Origin of the sequence: Solidesulfovibrio carbinoliphilus subsp. oakridgensis (genome assembly GCF_000177215.2) — a bacterium.
Taxonomy (GTDB): Bacteria; Desulfobacterota; Desulfovibrionia; order Desulfovibrionales; family Desulfovibrionaceae; genus Solidesulfovibrio; species Solidesulfovibrio carbinoliphilus.
The window spans coordinates 2,782,037-2,798,553 of record NZ_CM001368.1 but is presented as its reverse complement, the minus strand read 5'-3'; the positions used below and the strand labels follow the sequence as shown (position 1 = coordinate 2,798,553).

Annotated in this window: 19 protein-coding genes; 3 read left to right on the top strand and 16 right to left on the bottom strand. The window is 67.4% G+C overall.

Annotation, left to right across the window (positions count from 1 at the left end; translation table 11 throughout):
- Positions 1–62: 62 nt before the first annotated feature.
- Positions 63–695, bottom strand: a complete 633-nt coding sequence (locus DFW101_RS12185; RefSeq protein WP_009181827.1) for a LysE family translocator — start codon at positions 693–695, stop codon at positions 63–65.
- An 88-nt stretch (positions 696–783) separates the two neighbouring features.
- Between DFW101_RS12185 and DFW101_RS12180 the strand changes: the two genes are divergently transcribed.
- The gene (locus DFW101_RS12180) at positions 784–1,773 is read left to right on the top strand and encodes a glucokinase (protein WP_009181826.1); all 990 of its coding nucleotides are present in this window, start codon (positions 784–786) and stop codon (positions 1,771–1,773) included.
- 13 nt (positions 1,774–1,786) lie between these two features.
- Positions 1,787–3,022 carry a molybdopterin molybdotransferase MoeA gene (locus DFW101_RS12175; protein WP_009181825.1) on the top strand — a complete coding sequence of 412 codons (1,236 nt, stop codon included), beginning with the start codon at positions 1,787–1,789 and terminating at the stop codon, positions 3,020–3,022.
- A gap of 149 nt (positions 3,023–3,171) precedes the next feature.
- Here DFW101_RS12175 and DFW101_RS12170 read toward each other — a convergent pair whose 3' ends face one another.
- The 7 genes from DFW101_RS12170 to DFW101_RS12140 form a co-directional block, all read right to left on the bottom strand.
- On the bottom strand, positions 3,172–3,603 hold the full coding sequence (locus DFW101_RS12170) for a DnaJ family domain-containing protein (protein ID WP_009181824.1): 432 nt from the start codon (positions 3,601–3,603) through the stop codon (positions 3,172–3,174).
- Positions 3,604–3,611: 8 nt separating this feature from the next.
- On the bottom strand, positions 3,612–4,247 hold the full coding sequence (locus DFW101_RS12165) for an ABC-type transport auxiliary lipoprotein family protein (protein ID WP_009181823.1): 636 nt from the start codon (positions 4,245–4,247) through the stop codon (positions 3,612–3,614).
- Positions 4,244–5,158 carry an MlaD family protein gene (locus tag DFW101_RS12160; RefSeq protein WP_009181822.1) on the bottom strand — a complete coding sequence of 305 codons (915 nt, stop codon included), beginning with the start codon at positions 5,156–5,158 and terminating at the stop codon, positions 4,244–4,246. Before DFW101_RS12160 ends, DFW101_RS12165 begins: the two co-directional genes overlap by 4 nt.
- A complete protein-coding gene (locus DFW101_RS12155) occupies positions 5,155–6,114 on the bottom strand; it encodes an ABC transporter ATP-binding protein (RefSeq protein WP_009181821.1) in 960 nt (319 codons plus the stop codon). The genes DFW101_RS12160 and DFW101_RS12155 overlap by 4 nt, the downstream gene beginning before the upstream one ends.
- A gap of 14 nt (positions 6,115–6,128) precedes the next feature.
- The gene (locus DFW101_RS12150; RefSeq protein WP_009181820.1) at positions 6,129–6,899 is read right to left on the bottom strand and encodes an ABC transporter permease; all 771 of its coding nucleotides are present in this window, start codon (positions 6,897–6,899) and stop codon (positions 6,129–6,131) included.
- Positions 6,900–6,918: 19 nt separating this feature from the next.
- Positions 6,919–7,254 carry an STAS domain-containing protein gene (locus DFW101_RS12145; RefSeq protein WP_009181819.1) on the bottom strand — a complete coding sequence of 112 codons (336 nt, stop codon included), beginning with the start codon at positions 7,252–7,254 and terminating at the stop codon, positions 6,919–6,921.
- 179 nt (positions 7,255–7,433) lie between these two features.
- Positions 7,434–8,378: a ParB/RepB/Spo0J family partition protein gene (locus tag DFW101_RS12140; RefSeq protein ID WP_009181818.1), complete on the bottom strand. Its 945-nt coding sequence runs from the start codon at positions 8,376–8,378 to the stop codon at positions 7,434–7,436.
- Positions 8,379–8,538: 160 nt separating this feature from the next.
- Here DFW101_RS12140 and DFW101_RS12135 point away from each other — a divergent pair, with 160 nt between their 5' ends.
- Positions 8,539–8,970, top strand: coding sequence for a hypothetical protein (locus DFW101_RS12135; protein WP_009181817.1), 432 nt, complete (start codon positions 8,539–8,541; stop codon positions 8,968–8,970).
- Positions 8,971–9,037: 67 nt separating this feature from the next.
- Here DFW101_RS12135 and DFW101_RS12130 read toward each other — a convergent pair whose 3' ends face one another.
- From DFW101_RS12130 to DFW101_RS12095, 8 genes are all read right to left on the bottom strand, one after another.
- Entirely contained in the window at positions 9,038–9,814 is a 777-nt protein-coding gene (locus DFW101_RS12130) for a ParA family protein (protein WP_009181816.1), read from the bottom strand.
- A gap of 88 nt (positions 9,815–9,902) precedes the next feature.
- Positions 9,903–10,193 (bottom strand): GAK system XXXCH domain-containing protein, encoded by a 291-nt coding sequence (locus DFW101_RS12125; protein WP_009181815.1) that lies wholly within the window; start codon positions 10,191–10,193, stop codon positions 9,903–9,905.
- Positions 10,194–10,271: 78 nt separating this feature from the next.
- Positions 10,272–11,279 (bottom strand): NAD-dependent epimerase, encoded by a 1,008-nt coding sequence (locus tag DFW101_RS12120; RefSeq protein WP_009181814.1) that lies wholly within the window; start codon positions 11,277–11,279, stop codon positions 10,272–10,274.
- 69 nt (positions 11,280–11,348) lie between these two features.
- The gene (locus tag DFW101_RS12115) at positions 11,349–12,206 is read right to left on the bottom strand and encodes a slipin family protein (RefSeq protein WP_009181813.1); all 858 of its coding nucleotides are present in this window, start codon (positions 12,204–12,206) and stop codon (positions 11,349–11,351) included.
- Positions 12,207–12,230: 24 nt separating this feature from the next.
- Positions 12,231–13,598 carry an NfeD family protein gene (locus DFW101_RS12110; RefSeq protein WP_009181812.1) on the bottom strand — a complete coding sequence of 456 codons (1,368 nt, stop codon included), beginning with the start codon at positions 13,596–13,598 and terminating at the stop codon, positions 12,231–12,233.
- A complete protein-coding gene (locus DFW101_RS12105) occupies positions 13,561–14,259 on the bottom strand; it encodes a hypothetical protein (RefSeq protein WP_009181811.1) in 699 nt (232 codons plus the stop codon). Before DFW101_RS12105 ends, DFW101_RS12110 begins: the two co-directional genes overlap by 38 nt.
- Positions 14,235–15,458: a bifunctional phosphopantothenoylcysteine decarboxylase/phosphopantothenate--cysteine ligase CoaBC gene (gene coaBC, locus DFW101_RS12100; protein WP_009181810.1), complete on the bottom strand. Its 1,224-nt coding sequence runs from the start codon at positions 15,456–15,458 to the stop codon at positions 14,235–14,237. Before coaBC ends, DFW101_RS12105 begins: the two co-directional genes overlap by 25 nt.
- 140 nt (positions 15,459–15,598) lie before the next feature.
- Complete coding sequence (locus DFW101_RS12095) at positions 15,599–16,480, bottom strand: hypothetical protein (protein ID WP_009181809.1); 882 nt, start codon at positions 16,478–16,480, stop codon at positions 15,599–15,601.
- Positions 16,481–16,517 lie beyond the last annotated feature (37 nt).

The following is a 16,517-nucleotide window of genomic DNA, read 5'->3' as shown; positions in this document are numbered from 1 at the left end:
GGGGATGCGGCGCAAAGCCGTCTTGCATGATACGGACGATCCGGGCAAAGGACAATGCGGGATTATGTTCCGCCAAGCAGCGAAAAGCCGTGGCGGGCGAAGGCCACGGCGTAGTAGAAGAGCGACAATCCGAGCCCGGCCATGAGCAGCCGGTAGGACCGGCTGCCCAGAAACCGCCGGAACCGGCCGGCCACCAGGGCGGCCAGGATCTTGGCCCCGACGATGGCGGCGTAAAAGACGGCCAGGAACACGGCCACCGCCCAGGGCCCCGAGTTCGCGGCATCGAGGAGCATGGGCACGCCCACGGTCGTCCAGAAGAGATAGGGGTGGGGGTTGGCGAAGTTGGCGGCCACGCCCCGCAGGAGCGACCGGGGGGCCCTGGCCGGATCGCCCGCGTCCGGCGGCGGCGCGGACAGGCAATCCCAACCGTAGCGCCCAAGCAGGCAGGCCCCGGCCAGCGACAGGACGCCGAGCACGGCCGGGCTGCCGGACAGGCGCGAGAGCACCAGCCAGGCGGCCAGGATGATGGGCGTGTCGGTGACGAGCGGGGCGAGGGCCACCTTGACCCCTTCGCCCGGACCATGGGCCAGGGTCTGGGACAGGACCAGGGACAAAAGCGGGCCAGGGGCGAAACCGGCGGACAGGCCCATGGCCGCGCCGGCCGCCGCCAAGGCCGGCAGGGTATCTTGGGCCATGCTTGCGTTTCCCGTCGCGCCCCGGCTACACTGCCGTCGGCGCTTTGGCACCCTGCCGCAAACCCCGCCGCACTTCAAGGAGATCCCGATGCCCCGCGACACCGCGCCAGCAGCCAGGCACATCCTCGCCGCCGACATCGGCGGCACCAACAGCCGCTTTGGCCACTTCACCCTGTCTCCGTCGGGCGGCCTGGCCCTTGTCTCCTCGGTCTGGCTGCCAACGACGGAGGCCGATTCCTTTGTGGACCTGCTGGAGGATCTGACGCGGACAGGATTTTCCCTGCCGCCGCGTTCGGCCGAGGCGGCGGTCTTCGCCGTGCCCGGAGCCGTGGTCGGCCGTACGGTCACCTTTGCCAACATCGATTGGAAGCTCGACCTCGACGACGTTTCCGCGGTCTTCGGCCTGGCCCGCACGGCCTGCGTCAACGATTTCCTGGCCCAGGCCCACGGCTGCCGGCTGCTCGGCGGCGATGCCGACGTGGTGCTGCCGGGCGTGATGGACCCGGACCGGGTCCAGGCCGTGATCGGAGCCGGCACCGGCCTTGGCCACGCCGCCCTGGCCCCCCTCGAACCCGGGGCGGGCGGCGGCTACAAGGTCCTGCCTTCGGAAAAGGGCCACGCCTCGGCCAGCTTTTTCGGCGACGAGGAGAACGCCTTTGCCGCCTCCCTCTGCCGCCTGACCGGCGAGCGCTACGTCCGGGGCGACACCGTGCTCTCGGGCTCGGGCCTGGCCCACCTGCACCGGTTTTTGACCGGACAGGACCTGACCCCGGCCGAGGTCGGGGCGTCCCTGACCCGGGAAAGCCGGACCACGGCCCTTTTCGCCCGGTTCTACGGCCGGGCCGCCCGCGACTACGCCCTGACCGTGCTGGCCACCGGCGGCCTGTACGTAAGCGGCGGCGTGGCCGCCAAAAACCCGCTTTTGGTCACCCACCCGGAATTCGCCCGCGAATTCCGGGATTCCCCCACCTATGGCGACCTTCTTACAACCATTCCTGTGCGGCTCGTGCGCGACGAACAGACCGGCCTCTACGGCGCGGCCTGGGTGGCGGCCCACCTGTTGGCCCAAAGCTCCTGAAGGATTTTACACCATGCGCGAAGGTTTTTTCCGGGCCGTGTCCACGGCCGAATTCACGGATTTGCTGCGGACCTTCCCGGTCCTCCCCTCGGAAACCGTGGACCTGGACGAGGCCCTGGGCCGGTTCCTGGCCGGGGATCTGGTCGCCGCCGAAGACCTGCCCGCCGCGGCCCGGGCCGCCATGGACGGCTATGCCGTGCGCGCGGCCGACGTCTTTGGCGCCACCGAATCCAACCCCGCCTACCTCGACCTGGCCATGGACATCCCCATCGGCGTCAGCCCGGAAAAACCGCTCCCGCCCGGCCACTGCGCCCGCATCGTGACCGGGGCCCTGCTGCCGGACGGGGCCGACGCCGTGGTCATGGTGGAATACACCGAGGACCTGGGAGCCGGGGCGATCGAAATCAGGCGGCCGCTGGCTCCGGGGGAAAACATGCTGCTGGCCGGCGAGGACGCGGCCAAGGGCCAGCGCCTGCTCGCGGCCGGCACGAAGCTCAGGCCCCAGGAGATCGGCATCCTGGCCGCCCTCGGCCACGTGCGGGTGGCCGTGGGCCGGCGTCCCCGGGCGGCGGTCCTCTCCACCGGCGACGAGCTGGTGCCGGCCGGGGCCACGCCGAAGCCGGGCCAGATCCGCGACGTCAACACCCACACGCTCTCCGCCATGCTGCGGGCCGCCGGGGCCGCGTCCACGGCCTTCCCCCTGGTCAGGGACGACCTGGCCGGCATCCAGGCCGCCCTGGCCGAGGCCGTCGCGGACCACGACCTGACGCTTCTTTCCGGCGGCAGCTCGGTCGGGGCCCGGGATTTCACCCTGGACGCCCTGCGTAACCTCGGGGCCGACATCCTGGCCCACGGCGTGGCTCTTTCCCCAGGCAAGCCGACCATCCTGGCCCGCCTGCACGGCAAGCCCGTCATCGGCCTGCCCGGCCAGGTCACCTCGGCCCAGATCGTCCTGCTCGTCTTCGGGCTGCCGCTGCTGGCCCATCTGGCCGGCGACACCGAGGCCTTCGACCGGCCCCGGCCGGCCTTCCCGGCGCTTTTGTCCCGCAACGTGGCCTCCAGGCAGGGCCGCGAGGACCACGTGCGCGTGCGCCTCGAACCCCGGCCCGGCCAGATCCCGCTGGCCCACCCCGTGCTCGGCAAGTCCGGGCTCCTCAAAACGCTCCTTCTGGCCGACGGGCTCATCACCATCCCGGCCGACCTCGAAGGCCTGGCCGGCGGCGCCGAAGTGGCCGTCCGGCCGGTGTAGCGGGGGATGCCTCCGGCGGCCGGGGCTTTGCCACGGACCCCACCGGGGGGGATCATCCCCCCGGTCCCCCTGAAAGGGGGGAAGCGTGGCGGATACACGAAATAACTTTGGGTGATTGACGAAACGAAAGTCGAGGGGGTCCGGGGGGATCATTCCCCCCGGCGGGGTTCGGGGCGGCGCCCCGATTCTTCTTCCTTTCCCTCGGGCCGGTGGACCGTCACCCGTTCCACGACCTTTTGGTAGTAGAGCTGGTCCTTTTCCAGGTCCACGGGCCGGCGGCGGCGGGCGTTGGTCTTCATGACGAGGAAATTGAGCTTTTGCATCTGCCGGTAGCGCTCCTGCTCGTCGGTGGCAGCGGCGAGGAGCTCGGTGGCGGTGACGATCTCTTTCTCGTCGAGGAGTTCCTGGGGCACATAGCCGGCGTTCTTGAGGATCTTGTAGGCCATGCGCAGATCGGCCGGGATCATGGAATCGTCCTCGTGGACGATCTTCTGGCCCCGGCCGGGGAGGTTGTCGAACGCTCCCCGGCGCATGGCGTCCTCGATCTTGCGCTCGGCCATCCAGGCGAAGGCCTGCAGCATGGCTTACCTCACTGGCGGGAAACCGCTTTCTGGATTTTGGGCAGCCCGACATCCAGCCAGTCCACCACCTTGGGCACGACCCGGCCCAGGGCATTGGACGCGGCCCGGGCGATGGTGTCGCCGTTGAAATTCTCGAGCGGGGCATAGGCATTGAATTCGCCGGTGGCAATGCGGGTCCCGAGATTCTTGCTCCACAGGTCGAGGTGGACCGAGACCACGAACCGGCCGCCCTCAGTCTCCTCCACGTTAAAGGCCGTGACCTGGCCGGTCAGGACCGCGTCGTGCTCCACGCGCGGCTGGTAATCGACCGGGGTGACGGCCGTGGACTGGCATTCGATGCCCCGGCGCAAGGCCTGGCCCACCACGTCCTGGGGCGCGCCTTCCCAATAGTATTCGAGGCTGGCGGAGAGGACTTGGTCGCGTGCGGTCAAAACCGAGGTCCGATCCAGGTTCTCAAGGGCCGTCAACGGCTTGAATCCGAGCGGCAGCCGGTGCTGCTGGCTGTTGGAACCCGGGCACGGGGTCTCCTCCAGGTCCACCCGCAGATAGCGCTGGGGCGGGGGAGGCTTGCCGAAACATCCCGACAGGCTGGCCGCGAGCAGGGCGACAATCGCCAGGCGGCCCATCAACTGGTATGGCTTCATCTTCCACTTCCCGAGGGCGGCCGGAGCAGTTCCCAGGGCCGCTCGCGCAGGCGGCTCATGAGTTCCTTCAGGTCCCGGCTCGTCCGGTTGAGGTTTTTGAGGATGACTTCCAGGTTTTCCTGGTCGTAATTGAAACCCTGGCGCACGTCTTTGATAAGGGCGCCGACATGCTCGCCTTGGTTGCGATAGGTGACCAGGGTTTTATTGAGTTCCTTCTCGACCGAGCCGACCGCCTTGTCGATGCGCCGTAGCGACTGGTCCAGGGAGTCGGCCGCCTTGCCGCCCTTGGCGGACAGGGTGGCCCAGTTGGTGCGGAAATCGTTGGCCGCCCGGCGCAGGTCTTCCACGAGCTGGGGCGTGCCTTCCAGGGCCCGGCGCAGGGCTTCGGTATTCTCCTCCGTGAAAAGCCTGGCGATGTTGTCCGCGATCTCTTTGATCTTCGGCCGGATGTCGTCCAGGAGGTCGCCGGCCTTGGCCGCCAGTTCCTGCATGTCCATGGTGTTCACGGCCGGGAGCATGGCCCCGGGCTGCAGACGGGCCCCGGGCTGGCCCCGCAGTTCCAGGAGCACGTAGTAGTCGCCAACCAGCCCCTTTTGGCCGATGCGGGCCACCGTGCCTTCAAAGAGCGGAAAGTCCTTGCGCACGTCGATCCGGACGCTGATGAAGTGGGGGTCCTCCGGGTCGAGGTCGATGGATTTCACCCGGCCGATGTCCAGGCCCGCGTACTTGACGGTCCGGCCGGGGCTCAGGTCTTTGACCGAGGTGAACCGGATGTCGTAGGGGTCGTATTTGACCCAGAACCAGTGGCCGCCAAGGACGATCATGAACCCGCCGAGCAGGCACAGCCCGAGGAAAAGCGTCCCGAAAGCCTTCATGTATTCCGCCTTGCTCGCCTTTGCCGTCAGCATCATGCCCCCCCGTTGGTGATCCCGGCCGCGGCCCCGGATGCGGACTGCGGCGCGGTTGCGGATTCGGTCCCGGACGAGGCGGCGGGCGCAGCCGGGCTTGCTGGCGGCGCGGTCGCGGCCGCCGTCCCGGACGTGCCTCCCGGCGCGGCCGGCGGGGGGTGTTCCCCGGTCCTCTCCGCCCAGGGGCCGTCCAGGATGCGGCTCTCCCGGGACGGCTGGCGGCTCAGGAACTGCACGATAAACGGGTCCTCGGACGCGGCCAGGGCGTCGGGCGGCCCCTCGAAGAGCATCCGGCCCTGGTTGACGACCACCACGTGGTCGGCGATGGCGCGCAGGCTCTGGAGATCGTGGCTGACCACCACGATGGTCATGTTGAAGGTGGCCTTGAGTTCGAGGACGAGCTGGTCCATGTCCGCGGCCGTGACGGGATCGAGGCCGGAAGTCGGCTCGTCGCACAGGAGCACGGCCGGGTCCAGGGCCATGGCCCGGGCCAGTCCGGCCCGCTTGCGCATGCCGCCGGACAGCTCGCTCGGAAAATACCCGATGAAATCGGCCAGCCCCACGAGCTTCAGCTTCATGCCGACCACTTCCTCGATGAGCGAATTGCTCAGATCGGTGTGCTCGCGAAGGGGCAGGGCGATGTTTTCCCCGAGGGGCAGGGAGCCGAGGAGGGCCCCGTCCTGGAAAAGCACCCCCATGCGGCGGCGCATCTCCAGGCGATCTTCCGGCCCCATCTCCGCCATGTCCCGGCCGGCCAGGAGGATGCGGCCGGTTTGAATGGGCACGAGGCCGATGATGTTGCGCAACAGCGTGGACTTGCCGCTGCCGGAGCCGCCGAGGATGACGCTGATCCTGCCGCCGGGCAGGACGGTGTCGATGCCCGAGAGAACCACGCGGTCGCCGTAGCCGACGCTGATGTCCTCAAGGGTGATATCCGGCGATTCCAGGCGTCCCGACACGGCAGCTCTCCCTTTTACCGGAAGCTATAATTGAGGGCCGTAAAAAACAAATCCAAAAGGATCATGAGGAAGATGGACTCCACCACGGCCTTGGTGGTGCGCCGGCCCACGTCCGCCGCCCCCTCCTTGGCCAAAAACCCCTGCCAGCAGGAAACGATGGTGATGGCCACGCCAAAGCCGGCGCTTTTGACGAGCCCGGCCAGAAGGTCGCGCATGGTCAGGAAGTGGGCGGTCTGGAGAAAATAGGCCTTGCCGGCCAGGCCGAGGAACAGGGCGGAAAAGACCCCCCCGGCCGTGATGCCGACCGCGTCGCCCCAAAGGGTCAACAGCGGCGCCATGACGCACATGGCGAGAAACTTCGGCCAGACCAGAAACCGTACCGGATCGAGGCCCATGACCTCCAGGGCGTCGATCTCCTCGGAAATCTGCATGGTCGCGATCTCGGCCGTAAAGGCGGCCCCGGCCCGGCCGGCCAGGATGAGGCAGGTCAGAAGCGGCCCCAGTTCGGTGATGATGGAAAAGCCGACCAGATTGGCCACGTAGCTCAAAGCCCCGACCTTTTCGAGCTGGGTGGCCGCCTGCAAGGCCAGGATGATGCCGACGCAGGCCGAGATGATGCTGATGATCGGCAGCGAGTCCGCGCCGATCCAGGCCATGTGGCTCCAGATGCGGGAGCGCTGGTAGGTCTTGACCCGGGTCAGCGGGGACAGGGACGCCCGGGCGCAGGCCAGCAGTCCTGTGACCAGCCAGACCAGGGTTGCGGTGTCGTTGCCGGCCTTTTTCATGCCGCGTGCCGCCGTCGGCCTAGCCGGCGGGCAGGCCGAACAGGTCGCCGAGCTGGGTCAGGTTGAAAAGCTTGCGGACCTGGGGCGAAAGGGACCGGATGGCGACCTTGCGGCCGGATTCGGCCAGATGCTTGCGCAGTTCGATCAAAAGCGCCAGTCCGGAACTGTCGATGTAGGACAGGTCGGCCATGTCCAGGGTGATGGTTTCGGGCGTCTCCCCGACGAGCGCCAAAAGGCGCTCGCGCACCGCCGGGGTGACGGAAAAATCGATCTCCCCGGCCAGGGTGACGGCCCCGGGCGCGTCGCCCGGCGCGAGCGTCCAGTTGTGGGCCTTTTTTTCCGTGTCGTTGTTCAAGCGGTATCCATCCTTCCCGATTGTTGCGGCGCGTCGTGGCCGGGCGGCTCCGTCCCGGGCCACGGCATTTTTCTACAGGCTGTGGTCCGAAGGCGGTGCCGGGAAACCCTTTCCGGTCCCATTCTACACACCCTTGGCTCTTGTGGAAACACTTCCCCGCGATCCCGCCGCGGCCGGCCTTAGGCCCCGTCCCCGGCCGCGCCCCGGTCGAGGAGGGCGGTCAGGCCGAAATGCTCGAGCAGTCCTTCCAACTCCCGCCGGGAACTGTAGTGGAAGGTGATCCGGCCGTGGTCGGCCGAGCCGGTCGTTTTGACCATGACGCCGGCCTGCCGGGTCAGGGGGCCCTCGATCTCGCGCAGGCACGGGTCCTTGGCCGGCCGGGTCCGGGCGGGCCGGGGCCCCGTGGCCTCGGGCCGGGCCGGAGCGGCGTCCGGCAGCCGGCCCGTGGCCTTGGCCTGGCCCGCCGCCTCCTCGGCCTCGCGCACGCTCATACCCGTGGCCACGATCCGCTGCCACAGGGCCTGGCGCAGCTCCTCGTCGGCCAGGGACAGGAGGGCACGGGCGTGGCCGGCCGTCATGGCCTGGCTGGCCAGATCGGCCAGCATGGGTTCGGACAGCTGGAGCAGGCGCAGGGCGTTGGCCACGGCCGGCCGGCTCTTGCCGACCTTCTTGGCCAGGGCGTCCTGGCTCATGCCGAAACGGGTCAAAAGCAGGTTGAGGGCCGCCGCCTCTTCCACGGGGTTCAAGTCCTCGCGCTGGAGATTTTCAATGAGGGCCAGGGCCAGGCTCTGCTCGTCGTCGACTTCCCGGACCAGAACCGGAATTTCCGTGAGCCCGGCCAGCCGGGCCGCCCGCCACCGGCGTTCGCCGGCCACGATCTCGTGGGTGGCGCCGCCCGCGTCGGCCACCGGCCGGACCAGCACGGGCTGCAACAGCCCCTGTCCCTTGATGGAAGCGGCCAGCTCGGCCAGGGCCCCGGGCTCGAAGGTCCGCCGGGGCTGTTCCGGGTTCGGCCGGATGGCGTCAAGGGGCAGGGTCAGGACTTCCTGGCCCGACCGTTCGTCCTGGTACCCGCCGAGCAGGGCTTCCAACCCCCGGCCGAGTCCTTTTTGGGCTTGCGCCATGGATGCGTTCCTTTTACTCGTTTCCAAGCGGTCCGCTTGGGCCGGAGCGATCCTGCCCCGGCTTGACGCGTCCGTTTCGGGAATTACCTTTTTCCGAACCGATTTCCAATGGCTGTCCGCCCTGGCGCGCCGACCAGCCGACACCCCGAAGGAGCCTACCGTGCCGACGATATCATCCCATTTCCTGGAACTTTTCGATGCCAAGGGTGCGCCGCGCGGCGTTCACCTGAGCCCGGAGCTGTGGTCCCAGGTCAAGGACCGCATTCTGCCGACGCTTGAAAACGCCCTTTACAAACTGGATCCCGCCTGCCGGGCCGAACCCGAGGAAAAGCCCGAGCCCATGGCCGAGTGGGAAACGTTGCTCAATTATTGGGACTTCACCTATCCGCCGGACTATGACGTGGCCTGCGAACACTGCGGCCAGTCCACCGGGGACTGGACCAGGGACGAGCCGCGCAAGTTCCGCCTGCGCACCGCCAACCTCGGGGGACTCGTAACCTTCCAGTGCCGGTCGTGCAAGTCCCTGGTGCTCAAAAAGCATTTCAAGAAGCATCTGACCGTGGAGTGCAAGCCGTTCGTCGAGAAGGGCTAGCCTGGACACGACGCGCAAAAAAAGGCCGCCTCCGATCCGGGGGCGGCCTTTTTTTGCGGGCTGCCGCTTAGTCGGTGCCGGCGATCCGCCGCCGGACCACTTCCTGGGCCAGGGACAGATAGGCCTCGGCCCCGCGCGACTTGATGTCGTGGGTCAGGACCGGCTTGCCGTAGCTCGGGGCTTCGGACAGCCGGATGTTGCGCGGGATGAGGGTCTGGAAATAGAGCTTGGGGAAGCACTTCCAGACCTCGCGCTTGACGTGGCGATTGAGCTTGTTGCGGCCGTCGTACATGGTCAGCACCACGCCGAGGAGCTTCAGGCGGTTGTTGAACCGCTTGCGGACCTGGTCGTAGGTCCGCAGGAGCTGGGCGATGCCTTCCAGGGCGTAGTATTCGCACTGGAGCGGCACGAGCAGTTCCGTGGCCGCGCACAGGGCATTTAAGGTCACGAGCCCGAGCGACGGCGGGCAGTCGAGGAGGATGTAGTCGTAGTCGCCAGCCAGGGTGTCGACCAGGGCGCGCAGGAAGTATTCGCGCCGGGGCTTGGCCACCAGTTCGATGTCCGCGGCCACCAGATCGGGCCCGGACGGCAGGACGCTCAGAAAGGGCAGTTCCGTGCAGACCACGGCCTCGGCCGCGCGTTCCGGTTCGTAGAGGACGGTGTAGAGGGTCTCGGCAATCTTATCGGAATAGATGGACAGGCCGCTGCCGGCGTTGGCCTGGGGATCGCAGTCGATCAGCAGGGTTTTTTTTTCCATGACCGCCAGGGAGGCGGCCAGGTTGACGGCGGTCGTGGTTTTGCCCACGCCGCCTTTTTGATTGGCGATCACGATGACTCGGGCCATGCAGCATCTCCTTGGTCGGAAACGTCCCGCATGGACCGGGACGCGCCCAAAAAAACCTCATGTTTCACGTGAAACATGAGGCCGCGGCCTAGTCGCGAAAGGTCCGGTGGCAAAAGGACTGGGCGTCGTCCAGGGATTCGACGAGCATGACCGTTGCTTCCACATCGCTCTTCTTGACGGCGAGGAGCAGCTGTCCGGCCAGATGGGAAAAATCCTCGGCCTCGTCCATCCAGGTCTCATCGGCCAATTGGTGCATTTTGCGGGCCAGGCGGGCGAATCGGTTGACGGTCTCTTCATCAGGCAGATTCGCTTCTTCGACCTGGCTCTGTATCTGCGTAAAAACCGCTTCGAGATCACGTTTCGTGGTCTTGAATTCCATTACCCGGTTCCGTCCTTGAGGCGGTTCGTAAGGTTCCACAAAAGGCCCGCTTAGTGGACCTGCCGCATCCTGTCAATATTAATGGAGGTAGTATTCCCGGTACCACTCGATGAAGCGACCGATGCCCGTCTCGATGGTGGTGGACGGCTGGAAGCCCACGTCCCGGATCAGGTCGTCCACATTGGCCCGCGTGGCCGGCACGTCGCCCGGCTGGAGCGGCAGCATCTCCATGATGGCCTTCTTGCCCAGCGCCTCTTCGATGGCCCCGATGAAGCGCAAAAGCGACACGCTGTTGTTGTTGCCGATATTATAGAGCCGGTAGGGCGCCATGCTGGTGCTCGGATCCGGCGCGGCCGGATTCCAGTCCGGATTGGGCGCGGCCGTGTTGAGCGTCACCCGGACCACGCCCTCGACGATGTCGTCGATATAGGTGAAGTCGCGCTCCATCTTGCCGTGGTTGAAGACCTGGATCGGCTTGTCTTCGAGAATGGCCTTGGTGAACAGGAAGAGCGCCATGTCCGGCCGGCCCCAGGGCCCGTAGACCGTGAAAAACCGCAAGCCCGTGCAGGGCAGGCCAAAGAGGTAGCTGTAGGAGTGGGCCATCAGCTCGTTGGACTTTTTCGAAGCCGCGTAGAGGCTGATGGGATGGTCCACGTTGTCGTGCACGGAAAAAGGCATCTTGGTGTTGAGCCCGTAGACGGAACTCGACGAGGCGAAGACGAAGTGCCCGACCTTGTGCTGGCGGCAATTTTCAAGGATATTGAAATATCCCAGGATATTGGCGTTTATGTAGTCGTCCGGGTGGGTCAGGCTGTGGCGCACCCCGGCCTGGGCGGCCAGGTTCACCACGTGGGTGAAGCCGCCGGCGTCGAAAAGCCGGTCCATGGCCGCGCGGTCGGCCATGTCTTCCTGGACGAAGGTGAACCTGGCCTCGCGGGAAAGCAGGGCCACACGGTCCTTTTTGAGGGCCACCGAATAGTAGGGGCTCAGGTTGTCGCAGCCGGTGACGGCATGGCCCATGGACAGGAAACGGCGACACAGGTGGAAGCCGATAAATCCGGCCGCGCCGGTGACAAGGATATTCATGGTTCCTTTGGGTAGCGGTAAAATGACCCGCGGTTTGCGAAGCGTCGTCGGCCGCGGGCGGCGGTGGTGTCACGCATCGCCGTCCGGCGTCGCCTCTGGTCGATCGGTCAGCTCGACCGTGGTTCGTGGCGCCGGAGCCGGTCTGGCCTCGGCCGGTTCCATGCCCGCCCGGGCTGGCGCGGCGTGGCTCGGACCATGAAAAAAAGAACGGATAAAATCAAGTGGAATGGGCAAAATTGTGGCGGTCTGACTTTCGGCGGCCATCTCGCGCATGGTCTGGAGATAGCGCAGCTGCAGGGCTTCGGGCCGGGCGCTTATGATTTCCGCCGCCTGGGCCAGTTTCGTGGCCGCCTGGAATTCGCCCTCGGCGTTAATGACCTTGGCCCGGCGTTCGCGCTCGGCCTCGGCCTGCTTGGCCATGGCCCGCTGCATCTCCTGGGGCAGGTCGATGTATTTGAGTTCCACGTTGGCCACCTTGATGCCCCACGGCCCGGCATGGAGGTCGAGGATGGTCTGGACGCGTTCGTTGACCATGTCGCGGTGGGCCAGGATCTCGTCGAGCTCCACCCCGCCGCAGACGCTGCGCAGGGTCGTCTGGGAGATCTGGGACGTGGCGTACATGTAGTCCTCGACTTCGAGGATGGCCCGGATGGGATCGACCACCCGGAAATAGACCACGGCGTTGACCTTGATGCTGACGTTGTCCCGGGTGATGACGTCCTGGTTCGGCACATCCATGGCAAAGGTCCGCAAGGACAGCTTGGTCATGCGGTCGATGACCGGGAAAAGCAGGATCAGCCCCGGCCCCTTGGCCCCGATGATCCGGCCGAGCCGAAAGACCACGCCGCGCTCGTATTCGTTTAATACCCGCAACGAAGTGACCAGGATGAAGATGACCACGGCAAGGATCGGGATATAGGCGAACATGGGGCCTCCGGGCCGGCTGGCCGGTCAGGGTTGGGAGGACGGCGGCGGGGCCACGGCCAGGGTCATGCCGCTTGCCGCGACAACGACCACCGTCTGGCCCGAAGCCGGGGAAAAATCCTTGGGCAGGCCGGAGGCGGCCACGGCATTCCACAGCTCGCCCCGGACAAAGACCTTGCCGGCCCCGGCCTGCCAGTGCCGGACCTCGGCCGGCTGGCCGACCAGGGCGTCCAGGCCCGAGCGCGGCCGCAGCCGCTGGGCCCGGGACAGGAGCCACACGCCGCCAAGGAGCAGCAGGGAGACGCCGATGACGGTCGGCAGGATGACGTCCAGGGGCAGGCCGCCATGGCCCTCGGATCGAAAGAGCAGGAGCGAGCCGATGAAAAGGGAGGCCACGCCGGCCACGCTCAAAAGCCCGTAGCTCGTGACGTGGATCTCCAGCACGAAAAGGCCGGCGCCGAACAGGAGGAGCAAGAGGCCGGCGGCGTTGGTCGGCAGGACCGTCAGGGCGTAGAGGGCCAGGAGCAGGGAAAGGCCGCCGACCACACCCGGCAGGATGACGCCCGGACTGATCAGTTCGAAAAAGACGCCGGCCACGCCCAGAAGGAGCAGCATGTAGGCGATCTGGGGATCGAGGAGCCAGGAGAAGAAGCGGTAGGTCGGGCCGGGATCGAAGGTCGTAAACGAGACATCCTTGATGTCGAAGTGGCGGACCACGCCGCCAAGGGACAGGCCGCGCCGGCCGATCTGGGCGAAAAGGTCCTCGCGGCTGACGGCGATGTAGTCCACCACCCGTTCGCGCACGGCCTCGTCGGCCGTCAGGTTCGACGCCTCGGTCACGGCGCTGCGAAACCAGGCGGTGTTGCGGCCGCGAAGGGCGGTGACGCCGCGAAGCAGGCTCTCCAGGTCGTTTTGGGTCTTTTTGGCGGCCGTCTTGTCCAGTTCCTGGCCGCCCGGGCCGATGGGCGAGGCCGAGCCGATGGTGGTCTGGGGGGCCATGGCCGAGACCGTGGCCGCGGCCATAAGAAAGACGCCGGCCGAGGCGGCCCGGGCCCCGGACGGGGCCACCCACAGGACGACCGGGATCCGGGCGTTTAACATCGCGGCCACCATCCGGCGCATGGTGGCGATGCTGCCGCCGGGGGTGTCCAGGCGCACGAGGAGGATGTCGGCGCCCACGGCGCCGGCTTTTTCCAGGGCCTCGTCCAGCATGTCGGCCTGGGCCAGGGAGATGGAGGCCGCAAGCGTCGCTTCGAGAACGGTGACGGGTTTGGCCTGGTTCTGGTCCGGAGCCTGGGCCACGGCCGGCAGGGCCAGGCCCGTGGCCAGGAGAAAGAGCATCAGGGCCGCCAGGGCCTTACGCATCCCGCACCGGGTCGAGAACCGCCAGCACATGGTCCCATGCCTCCGTGTCGCCGCGCAAAAGCGGCCGCGGGTCGGAAAAAAAGGCCAAGGCGATGTCGGGAAGCGCCGCCTCGAACGGCCGGACCAACTCCGCGGCAGCGTCGCCGAAAACGGCCACCATCCGGGGCGACAGACGCTTCAAGCCGGCCACGAAGAGAGCACGGTCCCGGCCGGGATCGTCGCTTGCGGGCAGGGACACGGGCCAGAAGGCCACGGCGTTTCGGCCGGCCAGGCCCAGTTCGTTTATCAGCATCCGCCAGAGGTTCGACCGCCTGGGATCGGGCCGGCCGGTCAGGTCCTGGCCCAGGGCCGAATAGGTGATCACGAGGCGCGGCGCGGCCGGGGCCTTGGCGAAAAGGGCCGGCCAGGGCCCCGGCCAGGCGGACGGATCGTCGGGGATGGAGGCCAGGATCGGGACATCCGGGGCGGGTGGGGCGGCTTTCCCAGGCGGCAGGTCCGGGGCGGCGGCAACCTCGGGAGCCTCGGGCCGACTCCCCTGGGCCACGGCCTCGGCCGCCGCCTCGGCCCCGGGCGCATCCGGCCCGACTGCGGCCGCCGGCCGGGCCGGATCGCAGTAGAGGTAGCGGACCCCGGCCTGCTGCCAGACGCGCAGGCGCTCGGGCACGTTCAGGAGCGAATCGTGAAGTCCCATATCTTCCAGGCCATCTCGGTCTTCGGAATGTTGCCCCAGGACTCCTGCCGGCCGTCGGCCGCGAGGGCCAGGGCCTCGTTGCCCGGGGAGGCGAAACCGGCGTCGGCCCGGCCGATGGGGTTGGCGATCATCAGATCGCAGCGCTTGCGGACAAGCTTCCCCCGGGCGTTTTCCAGGAGGTTGTCGGTTTCGGCGCTAAACCCGACCAGATACTGCCCAGGCGTCTTTTTCGCTCCCATGGCGGCCAGGATATCACGGGTGGCCGTAAAAACCACGGGCGAACCGTCCTTGGCCTCATTTTTTTTGAACTTCCCGCCGCCGGGGTGGGGGATGGGCGAAAAATCGGCCACGGCCGCGGCCATGACCCCGATGTCGCAGCCGCCGGTCCAGGCCTCCAGGCAGGCCTCGTACATCTGGGCGGCCGAGGTGACCGGCACGACGGCAACGTCTTCGGGGTACCACCAGGAGACAGGCCCCGTGACCACCGTCACCGCGGCCCCGCGCAGCCAGGCGGCCAGGGCCAGCGAGGCCCCCATGCGGCCGGTGGAGGGGTTGGACCAAAACCGGGCCGCGTCGAAATATTCCCGGGTGGGCCCAAGGCCGACCAGCACCCGCTTGCCGGCCAGATCCTGGGGCGTCAGGGCCTTCAGGATGGCGGCGAAAATCGCCTCCTCGGGAGCCAGCCGCCCCTGGCCGGACTCGCCGCAGGCCATTTCGCCGCAGTCCGGGGCCACGCCGATGACGCCGCGCGACAGGAGGGTTTGCCAGTTGGCCTTGGTCGCGGCCGCCCGCCACAGGCGGGGGTTCATGGCCGGGGCGACAACGAGAGGGCCCTCGAAGGCCAGGGCCTGGCAGGCGAGCAGATCCCCGGCCAGTCCGTGGGCCAGCCGGGCCATCACGTCGGCCGTGGCCGGAACCACGGCCAGGACGTCGGCGGCCTGGGCCGGAGCCAGGTGGGCGAATTGGGCCGCCTCGGGGGAGAACATGTCGGTGTAGACCGGATCGGCCCCCAGGGCCTCGAAGGAGAGCGGAGTGACGAACCGGCCCGCCGCCTCGGTCAGGGTGACGCCCACCGAGGCGCCCGTGGCCAGGAGCCGGCGCAGGAGCGGCAGGGCCTTGAAGGCGGCCACGGACCCGGTGACGCCGAGGTGCACGCGCCGTCCCATGTAGCCGGAAAAATCAATGTGGGTTGTCTGCATCGGTTGCGTCCGCTTTTTCTCTGGAGATAGGGCTTGCCGGAACTGGCATGGTATACGGCACAACGGTTCGGGCCGTAAAGCCCGGCCACGGGGAGGAGGATGGCGGACGGGATAGTCGGGATTGGAAAAGGGGACGGCGCTTAGCCGGACAGGCCCCGGTCGCGGTAGAGGGTCACGTGCCATTGGTAGATGCGCTGGGCCATGTCGTCGATGACGTTGTCCGCGATCTTGGTCCACTCCACCTTGCCGGACTCCTCCTGGCGCACGCCGTGGGCAATGAATTCCATGCCGAGGGTCACGTCGCCGGACACCGGATCGCGCCGGGCGTTGTTGATCTTGCAGATGATCCAGTACTCGTCGCGCAGCTTGGGGGCGGCTTCGGCAAAGGTGAAAAAGAGGATGAACCGGTCGCCGCGCTCCGGGGCGAGCCCCTGTTCCTTGACCAGGGCCCGGCGGAGCAGGAGGCGCAGGCCGCCGGCCGAGATGTTTTCAAGCTGGGCCAGGCTGGTTTTGAAATGGCTGTGGGAGACCGTGGGCTTGGCCATGTCGAATCCGCCGCTGGCCTCGTATTTCCAGGCCGCGATGTGGGAGAACTGGCCGAGATCCGGCTTCATGCGCAGGCTTTTTCGCCGCTGGGCCCCTTGCAGGGACCGGGGGAAGGCCACGGCCGCCTGGGGCAGCCGGTCCGGCTGCTGCCGCACGCGCAGGATGGTGGTGTCGAAGGTGTAGAAGATCTCCCGGTGCCGGTCCTCGCGCTCCACGACCTTCATGAAGCAGACGATCTTCTGGCCCACGAACCGCTGCGGCAGGCTGGAGAGGCCGCTCAGTTCGAGGACCAGGCCGGCGTCATTGACGGCCATGATGGTGCCGGTCACGCCGGTGATGCCGGTGGCCGCCTGGTCGAACTTGATGTGGACCTTGGCCCGCTGGACCATGGCGAAGTCGAGAATGCCGGCATTGCGCCGGCGCTCCAGTTCTTCCTCCTTGGAGGACTTCTTTTTCCGCAAGAGGTCCAGCACCATGACCGCCGTTTCATCCCCCAAAAACAGGTTCGCCCAT